This is a genomic window from Lysobacter sp. ESA13C (genome assembly GCF_019970005.1).
Taxonomy (GTDB): Bacteria; Pseudomonadota; Gammaproteobacteria; order Xanthomonadales; family Xanthomonadaceae; genus Lysobacter; species Lysobacter antibioticus_B.
This window is the reverse complement of sequence record NZ_JAHXYK010000002.1, coordinates 137,830-157,340: the sequence shown is the minus strand read 5'-3', so window position 1 is coordinate 157,340 and position 19,511 is coordinate 137,830. Positions and strand designations below refer to the sequence as shown.

The 19,511-nt window shown below is 68.1% G+C and carries 17 protein-coding genes; 12 read left to right on the top strand and 5 right to left on the bottom strand.

Features of this window, described 5'->3' with window-relative positions:
* Nucleotides 1-132 precede the first annotated feature (132 nt).
* From LC490_RS03950 to LC490_RS03925, 6 genes are all read left to right on the top strand, one after another.
* Entirely contained in the window at nt 133-639 is a 507-nt protein-coding gene (locus LC490_RS03950) for a hypothetical protein (RefSeq protein ID WP_223619358.1), read from the top strand.
* A gap of 19 nt (nt 640-658) precedes the next feature.
* Complete coding sequence (locus tag LC490_RS03945; protein WP_223619357.1) at nt 659-1,531, top strand: DUF692 domain-containing protein; 873 nt, start codon at nt 659-661, stop codon at nt 1,529-1,531.
* A 14-nt stretch (nt 1,532-1,545) separates the two neighbouring features.
* Nucleotides 1,546-2,322, top strand: a complete 777-nt coding sequence (locus LC490_RS03940) for a putative DNA-binding domain-containing protein (RefSeq protein ID WP_223619356.1) — start codon at nt 1,546-1,548, stop codon at nt 2,320-2,322.
* A 60-nt stretch (nt 2,323-2,382) separates the two neighbouring features.
* Nucleotides 2,383-3,048, top strand: a complete 666-nt coding sequence (locus LC490_RS03935) for a DoxX family protein (RefSeq protein WP_223619355.1) — start codon at nt 2,383-2,385, stop codon at nt 3,046-3,048.
* A 131-nt stretch (nt 3,049-3,179) separates the two neighbouring features.
* Nucleotides 3,180-3,830 carry a ribonuclease T gene (gene rnt / locus LC490_RS03930; protein WP_031370463.1) on the top strand — a complete coding sequence of 217 codons (651 nt, stop codon included), beginning with the start codon at nt 3,180-3,182 and terminating at the stop codon, nt 3,828-3,830.
* Nucleotides 3,831-4,076: 246 nt separating this feature from the next.
* The gene (locus LC490_RS03925; RefSeq protein WP_051884337.1) at nt 4,077-4,688 is read left to right on the top strand and encodes a glycoside hydrolase family 19 protein; all 612 of its coding nucleotides are present in this window, start codon (nt 4,077-4,079) and stop codon (nt 4,686-4,688) included.
* A gap of 101 nt (nt 4,689-4,789) precedes the next feature.
* Here the strand turns inward: LC490_RS03925 and sugE are convergent, their stop codons facing one another.
* From sugE to rnr, 3 genes are all read right to left on the bottom strand, one after another.
* Nucleotides 4,790-5,101 (bottom strand): quaternary ammonium compound efflux SMR transporter SugE, encoded by a 312-nt coding sequence (gene sugE / locus LC490_RS03920; RefSeq protein ID WP_031370460.1) that lies wholly within the window; start codon nt 5,099-5,101, stop codon nt 4,790-4,792.
* A gap of 278 nt (nt 5,102-5,379) precedes the next feature.
* Nucleotides 5,380-6,135 (bottom strand): 23S rRNA (guanosine(2251)-2'-O)-methyltransferase RlmB, encoded by a 756-nt coding sequence (rlmB, locus tag LC490_RS03915; protein WP_031370459.1) that lies wholly within the window; start codon nt 6,133-6,135, stop codon nt 5,380-5,382.
* A gap of 382 nt (nt 6,136-6,517) precedes the next feature.
* Nucleotides 6,518-8,956: a ribonuclease R gene (gene rnr / locus LC490_RS03910; protein ID WP_031370458.1), complete on the bottom strand. Its 2,439-nt coding sequence runs from the start codon at nt 8,954-8,956 to the stop codon at nt 6,518-6,520.
* A 459-nt stretch (nt 8,957-9,415) separates the two neighbouring features.
* Between rnr and LC490_RS03905 the strand changes: the two genes are divergently transcribed.
* Nucleotides 9,416-10,792, top strand: coding sequence for a trypsin-like peptidase domain-containing protein (locus tag LC490_RS03905; RefSeq protein ID WP_031370457.1), 1,377 nt, complete (start codon nt 9,416-9,418; stop codon nt 10,790-10,792).
* A 521-nt stretch (nt 10,793-11,313) separates the two neighbouring features.
* Here LC490_RS03905 and LC490_RS03900 read toward each other — a convergent pair.
* Nucleotides 11,314-12,276, bottom strand: coding sequence for an MBL fold metallo-hydrolase (locus LC490_RS03900; protein WP_223619354.1), 963 nt, complete (start codon nt 12,274-12,276; stop codon nt 11,314-11,316).
* A 207-nt stretch (nt 12,277-12,483) separates the two neighbouring features.
* Here LC490_RS03900 and LC490_RS03895 point away from each other — a divergent pair, with 207 nt between their 5' ends.
* The 3 genes from LC490_RS03895 (at nt 12,484) to LC490_RS03885 (ending at nt 15,038) form a co-directional block, all read left to right on the top strand.
* On the top strand, nt 12,484-13,386 hold the full coding sequence (locus LC490_RS03895) for a LysR family transcriptional regulator (protein ID WP_255610635.1): 903 nt from the start codon (nt 12,484-12,486) through the stop codon (nt 13,384-13,386).
* A gap of 82 nt (nt 13,387-13,468) precedes the next feature.
* On the top strand, nt 13,469-14,092 hold the full coding sequence (locus LC490_RS03890; protein ID WP_223619352.1) for a CGNR zinc finger domain-containing protein: 624 nt from the start codon (nt 13,469-13,471) through the stop codon (nt 14,090-14,092).
* A gap of 40 nt (nt 14,093-14,132) precedes the next feature.
* Nucleotides 14,133-15,038 (top strand): hypothetical protein, encoded by a 906-nt coding sequence (locus LC490_RS03885; RefSeq protein WP_223619351.1) that lies wholly within the window; start codon nt 14,133-14,135, stop codon nt 15,036-15,038.
* A gap of 88 nt (nt 15,039-15,126) precedes the next feature.
* Here the strand turns inward: LC490_RS03885 and LC490_RS03880 are convergent, their stop codons facing one another.
* Nucleotides 15,127-16,953, bottom strand: a complete 1,827-nt coding sequence (locus LC490_RS03880; protein WP_223619350.1) for a monovalent cation:proton antiporter-2 (CPA2) family protein — start codon at nt 16,951-16,953, stop codon at nt 15,127-15,129.
* Between the two features lie 161 nt (nt 16,954-17,114).
* On the opposite strand from LC490_RS03880, the gene LC490_RS03875 reads away from it, so the two are divergent.
* Both LC490_RS03875 and LC490_RS03870 read left to right on the top strand, forming a co-directional pair.
* Nucleotides 17,115-18,077 carry a tetratricopeptide repeat protein gene (locus LC490_RS03875; RefSeq protein ID WP_223619349.1) on the top strand — a complete coding sequence of 321 codons (963 nt, stop codon included), beginning with the start codon at nt 17,115-17,117 and terminating at the stop codon, nt 18,075-18,077.
* Nucleotides 18,078-18,106: 29 nt separating this feature from the next.
* Nucleotides 18,107-19,276: a polysaccharide deacetylase family protein gene (locus tag LC490_RS03870; protein ID WP_223619348.1), complete on the top strand. Its 1,170-nt coding sequence runs from the start codon at nt 18,107-18,109 to the stop codon at nt 19,274-19,276.
* The last annotated feature ends 235 nt before the right edge of the window (nt 19,277-19,511 follow it).

The window sequence follows — 19,511 nt, the reverse complement described above, 5'->3', positions numbered from 1 at the left end:
GCCAAGCCGCCCCCGGATTCGTAACCGCTCACTTCGATACCGTTGCACATCGCATCCAGACGGAACCCGGCACACTGGGCCGTTCATCCCGCCGGCGGGCCTCCCGCCGTCATCGCCACGTAGGAGTCATCCATGTCCAAGCAAATCAAGAAGCCCATCGCCCTCGCTATCGGCGCCACCCTGCTCGGCGGCCTGAGCCTGTCGGCTTCCGCGTTCGCCATGAGCGATCTCTCCCAGGGCTATCTGCTCGGCGCCCAGCAGGCTCCGCCGGCCGCCGAGAAGGCCGCCGACGCCAAGGCCGCCGCCGACACGACCAAGCACGCCGAAGGCACCTGCGGCGCCGACAAGAAGGCGAAGGAAGGCAGCTGCGGCGGCGACAAGAAGCACGCCGAAGGCAAGTGTGGCGAAGGCAAGTGCGGTGCCGACAAGAAGAAGGCCGGCGAAGGCAAGTGCGGTGAAGGCAAGTGCGGCGCCGACAAGAAGAAGGCCGGTGAGGGCAAGTGCGGCGAAGGCAAGTGCGGTGGCGACAGCAAGGCCGCCGCTGCGCCCGCTACCGGCACGGCCGCTCCTGCCGCGACCAAGGCCAAGAAGGCCGCCGAGGGCAAGTGCGGCGAAGGCAAGTGCGGCGGTTCGATCTGATCGCTGCGCATCGATGACGATGGACGGCTCGCGTCCCCTGAAACCGGATGCCGTCGGCCTCGGCCTGCGGCGGGCCCTGCTGGGCCCGCTGCAGTCCGCCGCGGCCGGTGATTTCGATTTCCTCGAATGCGCGCCCGAGAACTGGATCGGCATCGGCGGCCGCTACGGCGAAGCGCTGCGCGAGTTGAGTTCGCGCCACGCGCTGGTCTGCCACGGCTTGTCGCTGTCGCTGGGCGGCACCGAGCCGCTCGACGAAACCTTCCTGATCCGCGTCCGCCGTTTTCTCGACGAACACCGCGTCGCCTGCTACAGCGAGCACCTGAGCTATTGCAGCGACGACGGCCATCTCTACGACCTGCTGCCGATCCCGTTCACCGAGGAAGCCGTGCACCACGTCGCCGCACGCATCCGCCGCACCCAGGACATCGTCGGCCGCCGCATCGCGGTTGAGAACGCCTCCTACTACGCCGCGCCGCACCAGGAAATGAGCGAGATCGAGTTCACCCGCGCGGTGCTCGCCGAAGCCGATTGCGAGCTGCTGCTCGACGTCAACAACATCTACGTCAATTCGATCAACCATCGCTACGACGCGCGCGAATTCCTCGCCGCGATGCCGGGCGAACGCATCGCCTACCTGCACGTCGCCGGCCATTACGACGAGGCCGAAGACCTCAAGGTCGACACCCACGGCGCCCCGGTCAAGCATGAGGTCTGGTCGCTGCTCGGCGACGCCTACCGTTTGTTCGGCGCGCGCCCGACCCTGCTCGAACGCGACTTCAATTTCCCGCCGTACGAGGAACTCGTCGGCGAGCTCGACATCGTCCGCCAGGTGCTGCGCGAAACCGCGCCGCAAACCGCCGCGCCCGGTGCACGCGCCCAAGCTGCACGATGAGCGACGACGCAAGCATGAGCGACGCCCCTTCGCGACTGCGCGCGCAGCAGTTCGAGCTGACCCGCCACCTACGCGACCCGGCAACCAGCCCGGCACCCGCCGGCATCGAAGACCGCCGCCTCGGGATCTATCGCGACCTGCTGTTCAACAACATCGAAGGCCTGTTGGCGAGCAATTTCCCGGTCATCCGCAAGCTGCTCGGCGAGCGACGCTGGACCGCGCTGGTGCGCGATTTCTACCGCGACCATCGCTGCCACACCCCGCTGTTCGCCGAGATCGCCCGCGAATTCCTGCGCTACCTGCCCGAACGCGACGACGGCGATCCGCCCTTCCTGGCGGAGCTGGCGCATTACGAATGGGTCGAACTCGCGCTGCAGCTCAGCGAAGCGCAGGCACCGCAGGACGACGCCGGCATCGGCGACGCCGACCTGCTCGAACACGCGCCGCAGTTGTCGCCGCTGGCCTGGCCGCTGGCCTACGCCTGGCCGGTGCACCGCCTCGGCCCGGACCATCAGCCCGAACAGCCGCCGCCGGCCCCGACCCTGTTGCTGCTGCGCCGCGAGGCCGACGGCGAGGTGCGTTTCTCCGAGTTGAGCCCGCTCGCCTTCCGCCTGATCGAACGCATCGGCGAAGCGCCGGAACTCAGCGCGCGCGAACAATTGCGGGCGCTGGCGCAGGAAGCCGGCAGCGACGACCTCGCCGCCTTTCTCGAATCGGGCCAGGGACTGTTGCGGCAGATGCGCGCCAGCGGCGTGATCTTTTTTACCGCGGCGGCGAATCCTTCCGCCTGAGCGCCGCCTCTTTAGTGGAAAGCGCCGGCCGATCGGCGCAGGTCCCCACTGGAGCAGCTCATGGCCCGTCCCCGTATCGCAACCTGCCTCGCCCTGCGCGATCGTCTCACCGGCGTGAGCGCCTGGCTCTCGCCGCTCGGCCTGCGCCTGGTGCTGGCCTGGGAGTTCTACGAATCCGGGCGCGAAAAGCTGCACGGCGAAAACTGGTTCGGCGCGGTCATGGCGAATTTCCCGTTTCCGTTCGACCGTGTGCCCGCGGACCTGAGTTGGGGCATGGCGACCTGGTTCGAGCTGCTCGGCGGTGTGGCCCTGTTGCTCGGCCTGGGCACGCGCCTGGTCGCCGCCTCGCTGTTCGTGCTGACCGTGGTCGCCATCGCCGCCGTGCATTGGCCGCAGGACTGGATGGGCCTGTCCCAGCTCGTCCAGGGCTATGCCATCACCGATAACGGCGCCGGCAACTACAAACTGCCGTTGCTGTTCCTGGTGATGCTGTGGCCGCTGATCCTCGGCGGCGCCGGCCGCCTCAGCATCGACGCCCTGCTCGCGCGCGTGGCCGCCCTGTGCCCACCGACGCCGCGCGACGACCCGACCGGCTGGGGCCTGGTCCTGCTGCCGGTCGGCCTGGTCGTGGCGATGCTGCTGCCGACGCCGGGCCTGGCTCTGGCCGGGCTCGGTGCGGCTCTGCTGCTGTTTGCGGCGGCCCGTTCGCGCCGCATCGAAGGATAGGTGCGGCGTCGCACAGGGATTTCCTTCGGTCACAAGCCGCGACCGCGACATCGCAACGACGCCGCTCCTGCCCAAGGCAGGTTCTGCGTCCCCGGAACGACCGATTCGCGACAACCTGCTAGGCTTTCGCGATGATCGAAACCGGCCCCACTCCGTCCACCGCCCCCGCGGCCCCCACCCTCGCCAACCGTTTCCGTGGCTACTTGCCGGTCGTCGTCGATGTCGAAACCGGCGGCTTCGATTGGAACAAGCACGCCCTGCTCGAGATCGCGGTACAGCCGCTCGAACTCGATGCCGACGGCCGCCTGGTCCCGGGCCCGATGAGCAGCGCCCATGTCGTGCCCGCGCCCGGCACCTTGATCGACCCCAAGTCGCTCGAAGTGACCGGCATCGACATCGACCACCCGTTCCGCGACGCCAAACCCGAGCGCCAGGCTCTGGAGAGCGTGTTCGCGCCGGTGCGCGAAGCGCTCAAACGCCAAGGCTGCCAGCGCGCGATCCTGGTCGGCCACAACGCCCACTTCGATCTGAACTTCCTCAACGCCGCGGTCGCCCGCAGCGGCCACAAACGCAATCCCTTCCACCCCTTCAGCGTGTTCGACACCGTCACCCTCGCCGGCGTCGCCTACGGCCAGACCGTGCTCGCGCGCGCGCTGCAGGCCGCCGAGCTGGAATGGAACGCCCAGGACGCGCATTCGGCCGTCTACGACACCGAACGCACCGCGCAATTGTTCTGCAAGATCGTCAACGCCTGGCCGCAGCGCGGCATTGCCACGCCCTAGCGGTTCGAGCCCGAACCGCTGCGCATCGATACCGTCTGAGTCCCTGCCGTTCCGTCTATCCCGACCTGCGGCTTAGCGACACTCGCGTTCGACGATTTTTCGTTTCCGCAACGAAACATCCGCGTTTGGCCGCCCGGCGCCGAACGCCGCGTTGAATGGACTGCGAGCGGCATGGCGCCGCCACGACCGGCAGGACGCGCGGCCGCTTTCGCGCGCACATGCCGTTGCGCATGCAGGGAGGACAGGATGTTCGCTTTCGACGACGAGCAGTTTCTAGACGGTTACCGCCGGCGCTTCGGGCCGCTGCGCGACGAACTCGCGCAGGCCGTGCGTTTCCTGATCGGACGCATCGAACAGGACGCCAGCTTCAACCAGAACCCGGTGCATCGCCACCAGATCGCCTATTGCCTGGCGACGTTCAAGTGGGAAACCGCGCATACCTTGCGCCCCATCGACGAGTTCGGCGACGACGCGCGTTTCGAACGCCTGTACGGGCCGGGTACGCGTATAGGCAAGATGCTCGGCAATACCCGCGCCGGCGACGGCGCGCGCTACCACGGCCGCGGTTACGTGCAACTCACCGGCCGCGCCAACTACGAGCGCGCCGGCAAGATCCTCGGCATCGATCTGATCAAGCATCCCGACGAGGCCAAGAAGCCCGAAGTCGCCTATGCGATCGCGATGGAAGGCATGAAGAAGGGCTGGTTCACCGGCAAGAAGCTCGACAACTACTTCAAGCCCGGACAGCTGCCGAACTACGAGGACGCGCGACGGATCATCAACGGCCAGGACAAGGCGCAGACGATCGCCGACATCGCACGCCGGTTCGACGAATTGCTGGTCAATTCGCTGCACTGATCGCTATGCGGCGTGGGTGCGCGCAGCGACGTACACCGGCGCGACAGGACGTCGCGCCGGTGTACGGGCGATACTGCGGTGCGGACGCTGCGGTGCGGAACTCAGGCCAGCTTCAAGCCGACCAGGCCGGCGACGATCAACAGCACGCTGGCGACGCGCATCGTGTTGAGCGGCTCGTTGAACAACACGATGCCGAGAATGACCGTGCCGACCGCGCCGACGCCGACCCAGACCGCATAAGCGGTGCCGACCGGCAGCGACTTCATCGCCACGCCCAGCAGGCCGAGACTGATCGCCATCGCGGCGATGGTGCCGACCGACGGCCACAAACGGGTGAAACCTTCGGTGTATTTGAGGCCGATGGCCCAGCCGACTTCGAACAGGCCGGCGAAGAACAGCAGAATCCAAGGCATGACGATGCTCCCATGATGATGGGGCCGTCCCCGGATGAAGTAATGCGAACGGGGTCGTCCCCGTTCGCGAGCCATTATAACGGGCCCGATTCGTCGGGGCCGGCCGCTGCGTATGCGGGGTCAGCGGGGGGTTACAAAGCGCTCGCGCGCTGCCGCTCATGGGGCTTTCGCTATGCCTGCAGTACCCGCGAGCCGGCTAACGACGACGCTGCGGCGATGCCGCGCGCAGGACGGTGGACGCGCTCTGCTCCCTCGGGGACGAGCGCGTCCTGCGCGCATCAACCGCGCTGACGCACCGCCTCGAACAAGGTCACGCCGGCGGCGACCGAAACGTTGAGGCTTTCGACGCCGCCCGCGGCGTCGCCGCCCGGCATCGGAATCTTGACCAGCTGATCGCAGGTATCGCGGGTGAGACGACGCAGGCCATCGGCTTCGCCGCCCAGCACCAAGGCGACGTTGCCTCGCAGATCGATCGAGTACAGCGAGGCGTCGGCCTCGCCGGCCAGGCCATAGATCCACACGCCGAGCTGCTGCAGATCGCGCAGCGCGCGCGCCAGGTTGGTCACCGGGATCACCGCCACGCTGTCGGCGGCACCAGCCGAGGTCTTGCGCACGGTCGCGTTGACTTGCACCGACTTGTCCTTCGGGATGATCACCGCGGTCACGCCGGCCGCCGCGGCGCTGCGCAGGCAGGCGCCGAGGTTGTGCGGGTCCTGCACGCCGTCGAGCACCAACACCAGCGCACGGCCTTCGGCGGCCTGGATCAGGCCTTCGAGTTCGTTTTCGTTCCAGGTTTTGGCCGCTGCATAACGCGCGACCACGCCCTGGTGGCGCAGATTGCCGACCACGCCGTCGAGCGCCTGGGTCGCGACCCGGCGCACGTCGATGTCGGCGCGGCGGGCGGCGGTCTCGATCTCGGTCAGGCGCGGGTTCTTGGCGCCGGCCTCGATGAGGACTTCACGCACGTTCTGCGCGTCGTGTTCGATCGAGGCGGAGACGGCGTTGATGCCGGCGATCCATTGTTTCTGGCTCATGGGGATTCCGTGGGGCTGGGGCGCCGCGCGGCGGCCTTGGCGGCGGCGCGGTCGGGGGCGGACGGCAATTCTAAGCTACCGGGCCCGGGGTGGCCGGCGCCGGGCCGATCCAGTGGCTCGCCGCCTGCTTGCCGGAGCCTGTTCGATGCATGGGAGGCCTCCTTTCACCCCCTCGAGGGCATTCCCCCCTTTCCATAGGAGGCCAGGGAGGATTTCGCTTTGGCTTTGGCCTCGACGGCTTCGCCCGGCCGAAAGCAAATCCCCCGCGCTGAAGCGCGATGAGAAACGAACCAGCGCCGGGCGCTCGCCCCCTTCGTCGAAGGGGGCTATGAGCGGACGCCGTGAAAATCCGGTCCGGTCTGGAGGGCAGCCCCTCCTGCGCTCAATACTTCTGCTTGGTCCGCTTCGCCGGCTGTCCGCGCGGCGGCAGCGGTTTGGCGCCGCGCTCCTCGACCAGGCGGAAGTCGATCTTGCGGTCTTCGACGCTGGCCTTGAGCACGACGATACTGACCCGGTCGCCGAGGCGGAACTCGCGCGCGGTGCGTTCGCCCTTCAGCGTTTTGCGGATCGGGTCGAAGTGGTAGTAGTCGTGCGGCAGCTGGGTCACGTGGACCAGGCCGTTGACCTTGGATTCGTCGAGTTCGATGAACAAGCCGAAGCTGGTCACGCCGCTGATCGTGCCCTCGAACTCGCCGCCGACGTGCTGCTCCATCCACGCGGCGCGATAACGCTCGTCGACCTCGCGCTCGGCCTCGTCGGCACGGCGCTCGCGTTCGGAGCATTGCAGCGCCAGCGCGGTCATCTGCCGCGGCGAATACACGAAGGTCGCCGGCTGCGCGCCGCCGAGCGCGTGCTTGATCGCGCGATGCACCAGCAGGTCCGGATAACGGCGGATCGGCGAGGTGAAGTGGGCATAGGCCGTCAAGGCCAGGCCGAAGTGACCGACGTTCTCCGGCGCGTACACCGCCAGGCTCTGGCTGCGCAGCAACACCGATTCGATCAGGGCCGCATCGGGGCGTTCGCGGATCTTCTTCAGCAACTGGGTGAAATCGCGCGGCTCGACCTGCTTCCAGGCCGGCATGCGCAGCGCGAATTCCTTGAGGAACTCCTGCAGGTCGGCGTACTTCTGTTCCGGCGGGCGGTCGTGGATGCGGAACGGCGCCGGCACCTGCTGCGCGATCAGGAACTTCGCTGCCTCGACGTTGGCGGCGATCATGCATTCCTCGATCAGCTTGTGCGCGTCGTTGCGCTGAAGCATGCCGGCCTGCACCACTTCGCCGCTCTTGCCGAGGACGAAACGCACTTCGCTGGATTCGAACTCGATCGCGCCGCGCTTCTGCCGCGCTTTCAGCAATACCTGGAACAATTGGTGCAGGCGCTCGATATGCGGCAGCAGCGAGCCGATCTGCTCGCGCGCTTCGTTCTGCGCTTCCTCGGGGACGTCGCCGACCGCATTCCAGACCTGGGTATAGGTCAGGCGCGCATGCGAGTTCATCACCGCTTCGTAGAACTTCGACTGGGTCACTTCGCCGTCGCGGCCGATCTGCATGTCGCAGACGAAACACAGACGATCGACCTTCGGGTTGAGCGAGCAGATGCCGTTCGACAAGGTCTCCGGCAGCATCGGCACGACGAAGCCGGGGAAATACACCGAGGTCGCGCGCTTCTGCGCTTCGTCGTCGAGCGGCGTGCCGGGACGCACGTAATGCGAGACGTCGGCGATGGCGACCACAAGGCGGAAGCCGTCGCGATTGCTTTCGCAATACACCGCGTCGTCGAAGTCCTTGGCGTCCTCGCCGTCGATGGTGACCAGCGGCATCGCGCGCAGGTCGACGCGCTGCGCGGCGACGGAGGCCTCGACGGTCAGCGGTACCGCCGCGGCTTCGTCGAGGGTTTCCTGCGGGAACACATCGGGAATCTCGTGGCCGTGGATCGCCGCCTGCACCGCCAGCGAGGCGGTGAGCTTGTCGCCGAGCACCGCGAGCACGCGGCCGATCGGCGGGCGCTTCGGGTCCGGCGCCTGCAGCAGTTCGCAGACCACGAGTTGGCCGTTCTGCGCCTCCATGCGCGCGTCCGGCGGAATCTGCACGTTGCGCTGGATGCGGCGGTCGTCGGGCACGACGTAGCTGATGCCCGACTCGACGGTGAAGCGTCCGATCAGGCGGTTGATGCGGCGTTCGAGCACTTCGACGATAGCGCCTTCGCGGCGGCCGCGACGGTCGACGCCGGTGACGCTGACCAGCACGCGGTCGCCGTGCATGGCCTTGCGCATCTCGAACGGCGGCAGGAACAGGTCGTCGCCGCCGGCCTCCGGGCGCAGGAAGCCGAAGCCGTCGGGATTGGCGATCACCACGCCGGGAATCAGGTCCATCTGCGCCGCCGGGGCGAACTCGCCCTTGCGGTTCTGTATCAGCTGGCCGTCGCGCAGCATCGCGCCCAGGCGTTTGCCGAGCGCATCCACGCGGTCGGGCTCGGTCAGTTGCAGGCGCTCGGCCAGTGCTTCGGCGCGCATCGGCCCGTCGGCGGCGACCAAGGTCTGCAGGATCAATTCGCGGCTCGCGATCGGCTGCGCGTAACGCGAGGCTTCGCGGTCGGCGTAGGGATCGTGATAGGCGGGAACACGGGCCGGACCGGAAGCGGGCTTGGCGTGCGGGCCTTTGGGCGGGCCGTGCTGGAGATTCTCGGGCAGCCAGGCCGGGCGTGGCGCGGCGCTCTTGCGGCTGCGGGGGCCGGCGCTCTGGGCGGCGCCGCCAGGGGTCTTGCGGGAGGGGGTTTTGCCACCGGTCGGACCGGTCTTGTTGCTTTTCGTCTTTTTTGTCATGCCAGTATGGTCTCACATCGCCATGAACGGGGCGTCTGCCGCGCCCGGGAGGCAGCGGGCTCCCGACGTGCGGTCGCTCGCTTCCCGCCCGCTCGCAGGCTGCCGCGCGACGCAGGCAGGCCTGCGCTACGCGCCGCATGCACGAGCGTCGGGGCGGCGAAGCTCGGCTGCGGCGCGCGCCGCACGCGCCGCAGCTGAACGAGAAAACCGCTGTTTTCATGCTGCTTCGCACACCGACACGGGCCCGCGTCACGTTCCGGCTAGCGTCGAGTTGCAACGCAGCGCACAAATAATCCGCGCGTTCGCAAAGCCCGCGCCTTGTACTTCAAGCGCTTCGGCGAAGCCGGAAAGACCGCACAAAACCGCATTCCGGGCAGCCGTAGGGTCCGGGCGTCCCCGCTGCGGCGGCGGACCGGCGACACCGCCGTCCCCTCCCTATGGCACTCAAGGAATCGCACGATGATCCGCAAGAACGCGCTTTGCCTGGCGCTCGTCGCCGGGCTGTCCAGTTTCTCGATGCATGCCGCTACCGGTTCCAATACCGCCGAGATGGATTCGGCGCCGGTCACCGAAGCGCCGTCGGCCGGCGCGATGGGCGCGGCCGAGTTCGCCGTCGCCGCCAAGGCTTCGACGCCGCGCTTGTTCAGCCTGGGCCGCCCGACCAGCCTGGATGTTTCGGCGCTGAAAGACCGCCGCGTCCGTCAGGACAAGAACGGCGAACCGCTCGAAATAGGTTTTGCCCGCAACATCGCCCGCAGCACGGTCGATCTGAACACCCTCGCCTGGCAGCCGCTCGCCGACGGCTCGCGCGCCGCGCGCTTCGAGGTGTCCTCCAACGGCGCGGTCGCATTGCGTGCCGGACTGTCGCTGCGCGGCGCCGGTGCGGCCTCGGCGACCCTGCATTTCGCCGGCAACGACGGCCGCGTATTCGAGCAGCGCGGCGCCGATTTCGCCGGCAACGCACTGGGTTGGTCGCCGGTGGTCGCCGGCGACACCCTCGTGGTCGAACTGGTCCTGCCCAAGGGCGTGCGCACGAAGGCGCTGAGCCTGAAGATCCCGCAGCTCTCGCACCTGGACGTCAGCCCGGTCGCGAGCGAGCGCGAGTTCCAGGCCAAGATCGGCGAAAGCGACTACTGCGAGAAGGACATCGTCTGCCGCACCAGCCCGCCGTCGGGCTTCCTCTCCGCCACCAAGTCGGTCGCGCGCATGACCTTCACCAGCGGCGGCGGCACGTATCTGTGCACCGGCACCCTGCTCAACAACAACCACTCGCCGAAAAAGCGCCTGTTCTGGACCGCGGCGCATTGCATCGGCAGCCAGACCGTCGCCAATTCGCTGCAGACCTATTGGTTCTACAACGTCACTACCTGCAACGGTTCGACCGTCAACCCGGCCTACACCACGCTCAGCGGCGGCGCTTACCTGCGCCATGCCAACAACACCCGCGACACCGCCCTGCTCGAACTCAAGACCGCGCCGCCGTCGGGCGCGGTGTACGCGGGCTGGTCGAGTGCGGCGATCGGCGCCACCGGCACCGCGATCGAAGGCATCCACCACCCGGCCGGCGACGTCAAGAAGTACTCGCTGGGTTCGGTGACCGGCCTGTCGACCTCGATCGACGGCAAGTCGCCGCTGTATCGCGTGGTCTGGAACACCGGCGTCACCGAAGGCGGTTCGTCGGGCTCGGGCCTGTTCACCGTGACCGGCACCGGCGGCTACCAGCTGCGCGGCGGCCTGTACGGCGGTTATTCCTACTGCAGCGCACCGCGCGACCCGGATTATTACTCGCGTTTCTCGGACATCTATTCGAGCGTGTCGAGCTATTTCAATCCCTGAGTGCGGTAACGATCGCGATCCGGAATTCCTGATCGCATCGCAAACAAACGGCCGCTGCGTGGGCAGCGGCCGTTTTTGTGTTCGCGAGGCGCTCTGGCTCCTGGGCAGGAGCGACGTCCCACAAGGATTTCCTTCGGTCACGAGTCGCGACCGCGCAGCTTCGGGCGAGGACGTGGTCGCGGCTTGCGCCGCTCCTACCCTTAAAGCTAAGCGGACGATTCGAGAACGGCGCCTTGGCTTCTGGGTAGGAGCGACGTCCCACAGGGATTTTCTACGGTCACGAGTCGCGACCGCGCAGCTTCGGGCGAGGACGTGGTCGCGGCTTGCGCCGCTCCTACCCTTAAAGCTGAGCGGACGATCCGAGAACGGCGCCTTGGCTTCTGGGTAGGAGCGACGTGAGTCGCGACCGCGCAGCTTCGGGCTAGGACGTGGTCGCGGCTTGTGACCGCAGGAAATCCCTGTGGGACGCCGCTCCTACCCTCAAAGCCGAAGCCGGCGCATCGCTCGGCAAGGCAACGCAATCAATGCCAAGGCATCTCGCCCTTGGCGACCTTCGCGCTGATCTCCAACGACAGGTCGCCGCCCAGGTCGGGATAGCGCTTTTTCATCGCCGCGATCAAGGCCTTCGAGTCGGCCGCCTTCGCGGCTTCTTCGTCGAAGGCGCGGATGTAGCCGGCGCTGAAACGCACCGCTTCGAGGTTCTGCGCCGCAGCTTCGGCAAAATGCCCCGGAATCACCACATCGGGCTTGAGGTCCTCGATGCTCTTGAGCGTGGCCAGCCAGGCCTGGTGCGATTGCGGGGTCTGGGTGTCGGCCATGAACAGGTGTTCGCCTGCCACCACCGGCACGCCGCCGGCGACGGTGCGGATCGACGGAATCCAGACGTAACTGCGGTCCGGCGTAGCGCCGTCGAGACCGACGATCTGCAGCGACTGGCCCTCCAGTTCGATGCGATCGCCTGCGAGCGGCTGCGGCACGACGATGCGCTTGGGCGCGTTCGCGCCGAGCTTCGGGCCCCAGTAGGCGAACTTGCCTTCCTGGGTGCCGCGGATGTGTTCGACCGTCTGCGGCGTGGCGAGGATCTTGGCCTCGGGGAACGCGTCCTGCAGCGTGTCCAGGCCGAAATAGAAATCCGGATCGCCGTGGCTGATGTAGATCGTGGTCAGGCGCTTGCCCGAGGCCTTGACCAGATCGACGAGCTTGCGCGCGTCGGCGGCGGCGAACTGGGCGTCGATCAGCACCACATCGCGCTCGCCGCTCACCAACACCGAGCTGACTTCGAAGATGCCCTGCTTGCCCGGGTTGTAGACCTCGGTCTTGAGCGGTGCCGCGGCCGGCTCGGCCGGCGTCGCCGCAGCGGCCGGCGCTGCGCTCGGTTCGGCCGGGGTGGATTCATGGCGGCCGCAGGCGGCCAGCGCCAGGCTCAGGCAAGCCGCCGAGATGGCCAGGAACAGGCGGTGGTTGTAGACGGGGTGCTTGGACATGGAGGCTTCCTCAAGGGGAGATCTGAACGACGACGGCGACGGATTCCGGCCCGGCGGCCAGGGTGCGGCGCACCGGGCGCAGAGCGTGTGATGGCTCGACCAGGCGGCCCAGGCCGCACCAGCGCGATAGCGACAGAATAGTTGCCTGAAACAGCGCGAAAAACCGCGTATAAGTCGACTGTCTTTTGCATATTCCGAGCTAATCGAATGGACCGGATGACCGCCATCGCTGTCTTCGTCGAGATCGCCGAACGCGGCAGCCTGACCGCCGCGGCCGAGGCCCTGGACATGTCGAGGGCCATGGTCACGCGCTATCTGGCCGAGCTGGAACGCTGGCTGGGCGTGCGCGTGTTGCACCGGACCACGCGGCGGATCGGCCTGACCGGCGCCGGCGAGACCGCCCTCGCCCGCTTCCGGCAGATGCTCGAGATCGGCGACGACCTGCGCCTCGCCCTGGCCGCCGACGACACCGAACCGCACGGGCAGATCCGCATCACCGCCTCGATGTCGTTCGGCGCGAGTCATCTCGCTGCCGCGGTCGCCGACTACGTCGCGCGCCATCCGCAGACGCGCATCGACATGGTGCTGGGCGAGCGCGCGGTCAATCTGGTCGAGGAGCGCATCGACCTGGCGATCCGCATCGCGCGCGAACTCGACCCCAACCTGATCGCACGCCGGCTCAGCGTCTGCCGCTCGGTGCTGTGCGCCGCGCCGGCCTATCTGGCGCAACGCGGGCGGCCGCAACGCATCGAAGACTTGAGCGCGCACAACTGCCTGACCCATCACCACGTCGGCCGCAGCCTGTGGGAGTTCCGTCATCGCGGCGAGCCGTGCAGCGTCGCAGTCGGCGGCACCATCAGCGCCAACGAAGCCACGGTGCTGGTCGCCGCGGCCCGCGCCGGCGCCGGCATCGCGCCGCTGCCGACCTATCAGGCCCTGGAATGGGTGCGTACGGGCGAGCTCGAGATCGTCCTGCCGGACTACGAGCTGCCGCCGATGGGCATCCACGGCGTCTATGCCTCGCGTCGGCAGATGCCGGCGCTGGTGCGCAGCTTCCTGGACTTCCTGGTCGAACGCTTCGGCGACGAGCCCTATTGGGATCGCGCCTGAGCCGCTCGTCAGAACCTTTCAAATCAATATTGAAGGTTAGACGGAATCGGCCTAGTCTCGTGGCGAACCGCAAGGACCCCGCATGCGCCTCGAACACCACGCCTTCCAGCCCGCCGATCTGGTCGGCGGCGACCCCGCACTCGACCTGGTCAATACCGTCACCGCGCGCGACAGCGAGCCGCGCGATTGGCTCGACGATTACGCTGCGTTGCTGCGTTGGGCGCGGCAGACCTTGTGCTTCTCGCGCGCCGATCTCAATGCGCTCGAAGCACTGGAACGCGAAGCGCCGACCAAGGCCGCGACCGCGTTGGCGCGCTGCAAGGCCTTGCGCGAAGCCTTGTGCAACGCGCTGTACGCCCTGGCCGACGGCAAGGCGCCCGGCAGCGCCGACCTCGACGTCATCGACCAAGCCCGCCTGGCCGCATCGAAAGCCGCGCGCCTGGTGTCGCGGCGCTCGCGCCTGCAAACCGAATGGTCGCCGGAGCGCTCCGGGCTCGACCTGATCGCGCACGTGATCACCGCCTATGCCATCGAACTGCTCAAGGACGCCCGCCTCGACCGCCTGCGCGTCTGCGACGGCCACGATTGCGGCTGGGTGTTCGTCGATACCTCCAAGAACGGCCGCCGCCGCTGGTGCGACATGGCCACCTGCGGCAACGTCGCCAAGGCACGGCGCTTTCAGCAGCGCGTCCGCGACGGCGATTGAGCGCAAACCGAACCCGACCGCCCACCGCGCGAGCACAGCCATGGCCATGCACCGAGCGTCGTCCGTTCCGCCCCTGTTGCGTTCGCTCGCGCCCTGCTTGCTGTCGATCGCCGGCTGCGCCGATGCGGGCGCGCCGAACCCGACCGGCGCGGCATTGCGCTGGACGCCGCCGGCCATCGCCAGCGATCAATACGAATCCTCGCCGACCTTCTCGCCCGACGGCGGCGAGCTGTATTTCATGCGCAGCGATCGCCAGTTCGGCAACTGGCGGATCCTGCATTCGCGTTGCGGCCGCGACGGTTGGTCGACGCCGCAGGCGCCGTCATTCGCCGCCGCGTCCGGCGCCGATGCCGATCCCTTCCTGAGCACCGACGGCCGACGCCTGTATTTCGTCTCGACCCGCCACGACCCCACTGGCGAGGATCTCGACATCTATTACGTCGAGCGCGGCGCCGACGGTGCCTGGGGCGCGGCGCAGCGCCTGCCCGAGCCGGTCAACTCCAAGGCCTCGGAACTGCTGCCGCGTGCGACTGCCGACGGCCGGCTGTACTTCGGCTCCAGCCGCGACGGCGGGCACGGCAAGAACGACCTCTACCTCGCCACGCCGCAGGCCGACGGCAGTTGGCGCGTGCACAACCTCGGCGCGCCGCTGAGCACGGCCGCCGACGAGTACGAAGCCGACGTCGCCCGCGACGGCCGCAGCCTGGTCGCGGTGATCGATCGCGGCGACCGCTCGCATCTGTACCGATTCGAGCGGGGCGAAGACGGTTGGCGCGAAAGCGGGCGTATTCCAGCCCGCGCCGACGCATTCCAGGTCGGCCCCTTGTTATCGCCGCGCGGCGACCGGCTGTTGTTCGCGCAGGCCGATGGCGAGCGCTCGGGCGAGTTGTTCTTGATCGATCTCGTCGCCAAGCCCGACCTGAGTTGGCCGCCGCGGTGTCCGTGAGCGGTTGGAGCTAGCTCTTAAGTTACTGGGAACTGGGAATCAGTAAGAGGCGAGAAGTGAGAAGTGAGAAGTGAGGTCAGCAGGACGCTTACGCGCTGCTGGCACTGTCTTCGACCGCCGGCTCGACGGTTTTCGCGCCAGTACGCGGCTTCGGCGTGACCAACGGGGTCTGCTGCATGTTGCCGTACAGCAGCGATACTCCCGCGCCGACGCCGCCGACCAGTTCCAGCTCGAAGCGCTCGGCGTCGCGATGGCGGATCTCGGCCACGACTTCGGCCGCTTCGTCCTGCGGCACGCCGAGTTCGACCAGGGCCGCTTCGCCGAAGCGCATCGCCGACTCGAAGGTCTCGCGCACCTGCAGATCGACGCCGGCATGCACCAGCTCCAATGCGTGTTCGCGGTCGAAGCTGCGCGCCAGCAGCCGCGCCTGCGGGAACTCGTGACGGATCAATTGGGCGGTGACCGTGGCCGCGGCGCGGTCGTCGATGCAGATCGCGATCAACTGGGCGGTGTCCGCGCCCGAGGCGTGCAGCACGTCGAGGCGTGTGCCGTCGCCGTAATACACTTTGAAACCGAAAGTCTGCGCACTCTGGATCATCTCCACGTCGGTATCGATGATCGACACCTCGACGCCGCGCGCGAGCAAGGATTGGCAGACCACCTGGCCGAAGCGGCCGAAGCCGATCAACAACACGCTGCCGCCCAGACCGTTGGGCTCGTCGATGCCTTCCAGCGACAGCGCGGTCTTCGGCGCCAGCCGGCGCAAGGCGATGATGGCGATCGGCGTCAGCGCCATCGACAGCACCACGATCGCGGTCAGGTTGGCGCCGACCGTGGCGTCGATCAGGCCGGCGCTGGCCGCGGCGGAGAACAGCACGAAGGCGAATTCGCCGCCCTGCGCCATCAGCACCGCGCGGTCCAGGGCTTCGGTGTGGCAGGCCTTGAGCAGCCGCGCGACGATGTAGATGCACACCGCCTTGACGATCATCAGCGCGACCACGCCGCCGACGATCAGCGGCCAGTTCGCCGCGACCACGATCAGGTCCAGCGACATGCCGACGCTGAGGAAGAACAGGCCCAGCAGGATGCCGCGGAAAGGCTCGACATCGGCTTCGAGCTGATGGCGGAAGGTCGATTCCGACAACAGTACGCCGGCCAGGAACGCGCCCATCGCCATCGACAGGCCGCCGACCTGCATCAGCAGCGCCGCGCCCAGCACGACCAACAAGGCCGCCGCGGTCATGACCTCGCGCGCCTTGGCCGCGGCGAGCACGCGGAACAGCGGGTTCAACAACCAGATGCCGGCCGCCAGCAGCGCCGCCAGCGACGCCAGGGCGATGCCGATGTCGAGCCAGCGCGAACGCGCGGCGCCGTCGGCGGCCAGATCGGCCGGCGCCATCAAGGCGACCAAGGCCAGCAGCGGCACGATCAGCAGATCCTCGAACAACAGGATCGAGACGATGCGCTGCCCGCGCGGCAAGGCCAGGTCGCCGCGTTCGCCGAGGATCTGCATGACGATCGCGGTCGAGGTCAGCACGAAGCCCATCGCGCCGATGAAGGCGACCACCGGCGGGAAGCCGAACAACAGGCCGACCCCGGTCATCGCCGCCGAACACAGCAGGATCTGCGCGGTGCCCAGGCCGAAGATCTCGCGGCGCAGGCTCCACAGATGCGAAGGCCGCATCTCCAGGCCGATCAGGAACAGGAACATGACCACGCCGAGTTCGGCGACGTGCAGGATCGCCTGCGAGTCGGCGAAGAAGCCGAGCCCGAACGGACCGATCGCGAGGCCCGCGGCCAGATAGCCGAGCACCGAGCCCAGGCCGATGCGCTTGAAGATCGGCACCGCGATCACGCCCGCTGCCAGCAGCACCACCACCTTGACCAGTTCGCTGCCCTGCGCTTCGGCTGCCATCGCGCGTCTCCCCTTCTCGACTCACTTCGTATTCGGATGCACGGCCGCCGCTTCGGGCCGGCTTGGGCACAGCCTAGCAGGCGCGCCGCGCGTGGCTTGCGGGCAGGCGCCCGCGGCGTTGCTATCATCGCGCCTCGCAACTCCCTTCTAAGGACCGGACCATGCTTCGCCGTGCGGCTGCGCTCGCCCTAGTTCTTTGCTGCAGCATGCTCTGCGGCGGCACGGCCCAGGCATTGAGCCCGGGTACGGGTACGGGCACGACCAATCTCGACGGCCTACGCATCGTGTTGAGCTGGAACGCGGCCGAGGCCGACCTCGACTCGCACCTCAGCTATCCGGACCATCACGTCTATTTCGAGCGCAAGACCAGCGACGGCGCGCGCCTGGACGTAGACGACGGCGCCCGCAAGAGCCCGGAAACCATGACCCTGCTGCGCAAGCAGGCCGGTTACGGCTACACCTATGCGGTGCACGATTTCGGCAACCGCAGCCGCCCCGAGGCCAGCGCGCTCTCGCGCAGCGGCGCCCGGGTCTCGCTGTATCTGGGCGAGCAATTGCTGCGCAGCTACGCAGTGCCGCAGAACCGTCCCGGCAACCTGTGGCGGGTGTTCCGCATCGACGGCGAAGGCCGCTTCCAGGACATCGACCGGATCGATGCCAGCACCGCGCAGGCCGAACGCATAGACACCGAGCTCGACCGGCTCGACGGCGCTGGCGACGATGCCGGCGGCGACGAGATCGAGGCCGGCCTGGCCGGCCCGGCCGCCCATGCCAACCAACGCGGCGAAGCGGCGTACCGCGCCGGCAATCTCGAAGGCGCGGTCGCGCTGTACCAGCAGTCGATCGAGCTCGACCCCGATTACGCCCTGGCCTACAGCAATCTGGGCCTGGCCTACGTCAAACTCGGCCGCAGCGCCGAGGCGATCTGGGCCTCGCGCAAGGCCATCGCCCTGGCCCGCGGCGCCAACGCCGCCACGATCCGTGCCGGCGCCTACTACAACATCGGCAAACTGTTCGAGGAAGCCGGCCGCTACGACGAAGCCATGTCGAACTATCTCTCGGCCAAGCGCGAGCAGGCCCACCCGACCTACGACAAGGCGATCGAACGGGTACGCGGGCTTTGATGCGCTCCCTCGCCACCACGAGCCAGCCGATGAAGTCCCCGCTTAAATCGCCGCTTCGATCACTATTGGTCTGGATCTTATTGGCTTGGAGCGCGCTGTGTATCGCACCGATGGCCCAGGCGGCCGGACCGTCCGCGGTCGCCAGCGCCGATCGCGCCACCTGGCCGCAGGCCTTGAACACACCAGCCGCGTTCGACCGCGCCTCGCGCGCCGAGATCCTCGCCTTCGCCCATGAGCTGGCGGCCAGCGAAACTCTCGACGAGGCCGCCCTGCTCGCCCGCCTCAAGCTCAAGCAGATCGATCGCGCCTCGCTCGACAAGATCCGTGCGCGCTTCTGGCAGCGGCTGAGCGCGAACTATCGGCTGGCCTCGCGCTCGTGCACGCCGCGCGAAGCGTTCTGTGCCGCAGCCGACGACGCCGCGGCCTTGCGCCGCCTCGCCGAGGCCTTCGACGCCGCGCCCGACCGCAGCTACGCGGCATGGCGCGCCGATGCCGCACGCTTCCATCGCATCTACCTCGACGAGACCCTGCGCCTGGCGGCCTTGTTTCCGCGGGTCAGCAGCGAGATCGACACCTATTCCGCGGCCGAACTCGATGGCAACGAGTTGCGCGACCGCCAGTTCCTGCTGAGCTTCGACGACGGCCCGACCGCGGCCGGCGGCAACACCGACCGTCTGTTGGCGACCTTGCGCCAGGCCGGGCTCGACGCGACCTTCTTCGTCGTCGGCGAATCGCTGCAACGGCGGCTGGGCGCCGCCCGGGCGCGACCGACCGATCTGTACGCCGGCATGTGCGTCGCCTCGCACGGCTGGGAACACCAGTCGCATGCGCGTTGGCCGCAGTGGCAGGACTCGGTGATCCGCAGCGATGCCTTGGTGCGGGCCGCGGCCGGTTCGGCCTACGTGCCGCTGTTCCGGCCGCCGTACGGCCAACGCCGCGCCGACAGCGGACCGTTCTTCGCCCAGCAAGGCCTGCGCGTGGCCTTGTGGAGCATCGACTCGCAGGACTGGAACGCCAAGGTCTCGGCCATGGAGGTGCAAGGCCGCTTGCTCAGCCTGATGCTGCTGTGGCGCCACGGCACGATCCTGTTCCACGACGTCCACGACAAGGCGCGCGTCGCTCTGCCCGGGCTGCTGCAACAGACCCGCGGCGCCGGCCTGCATTGGCTCGACTGCAAGGACTATCCGGGCCGCGGCTGAGTCCGGCGCGCGCTTCGTCCGCGCCCGACGGGGTTTCGTCGGGCCGTGGCGGCCTTCGTCGCAAATCCGTCCACGGCCGGTTAACGCCGCAAACCGCCTGTGCCACATTCTCGCCCCGGCGCCGCCCGTCGCGGCGCCGTCCGCACAGTCTCGGCCTGCGCGCGGCGCATGTTCTCGGGGAACATGTTCCCGGAGAACAGGTCCGTGCAGAGCCGGCTGGCGGGCTCTTACTCAA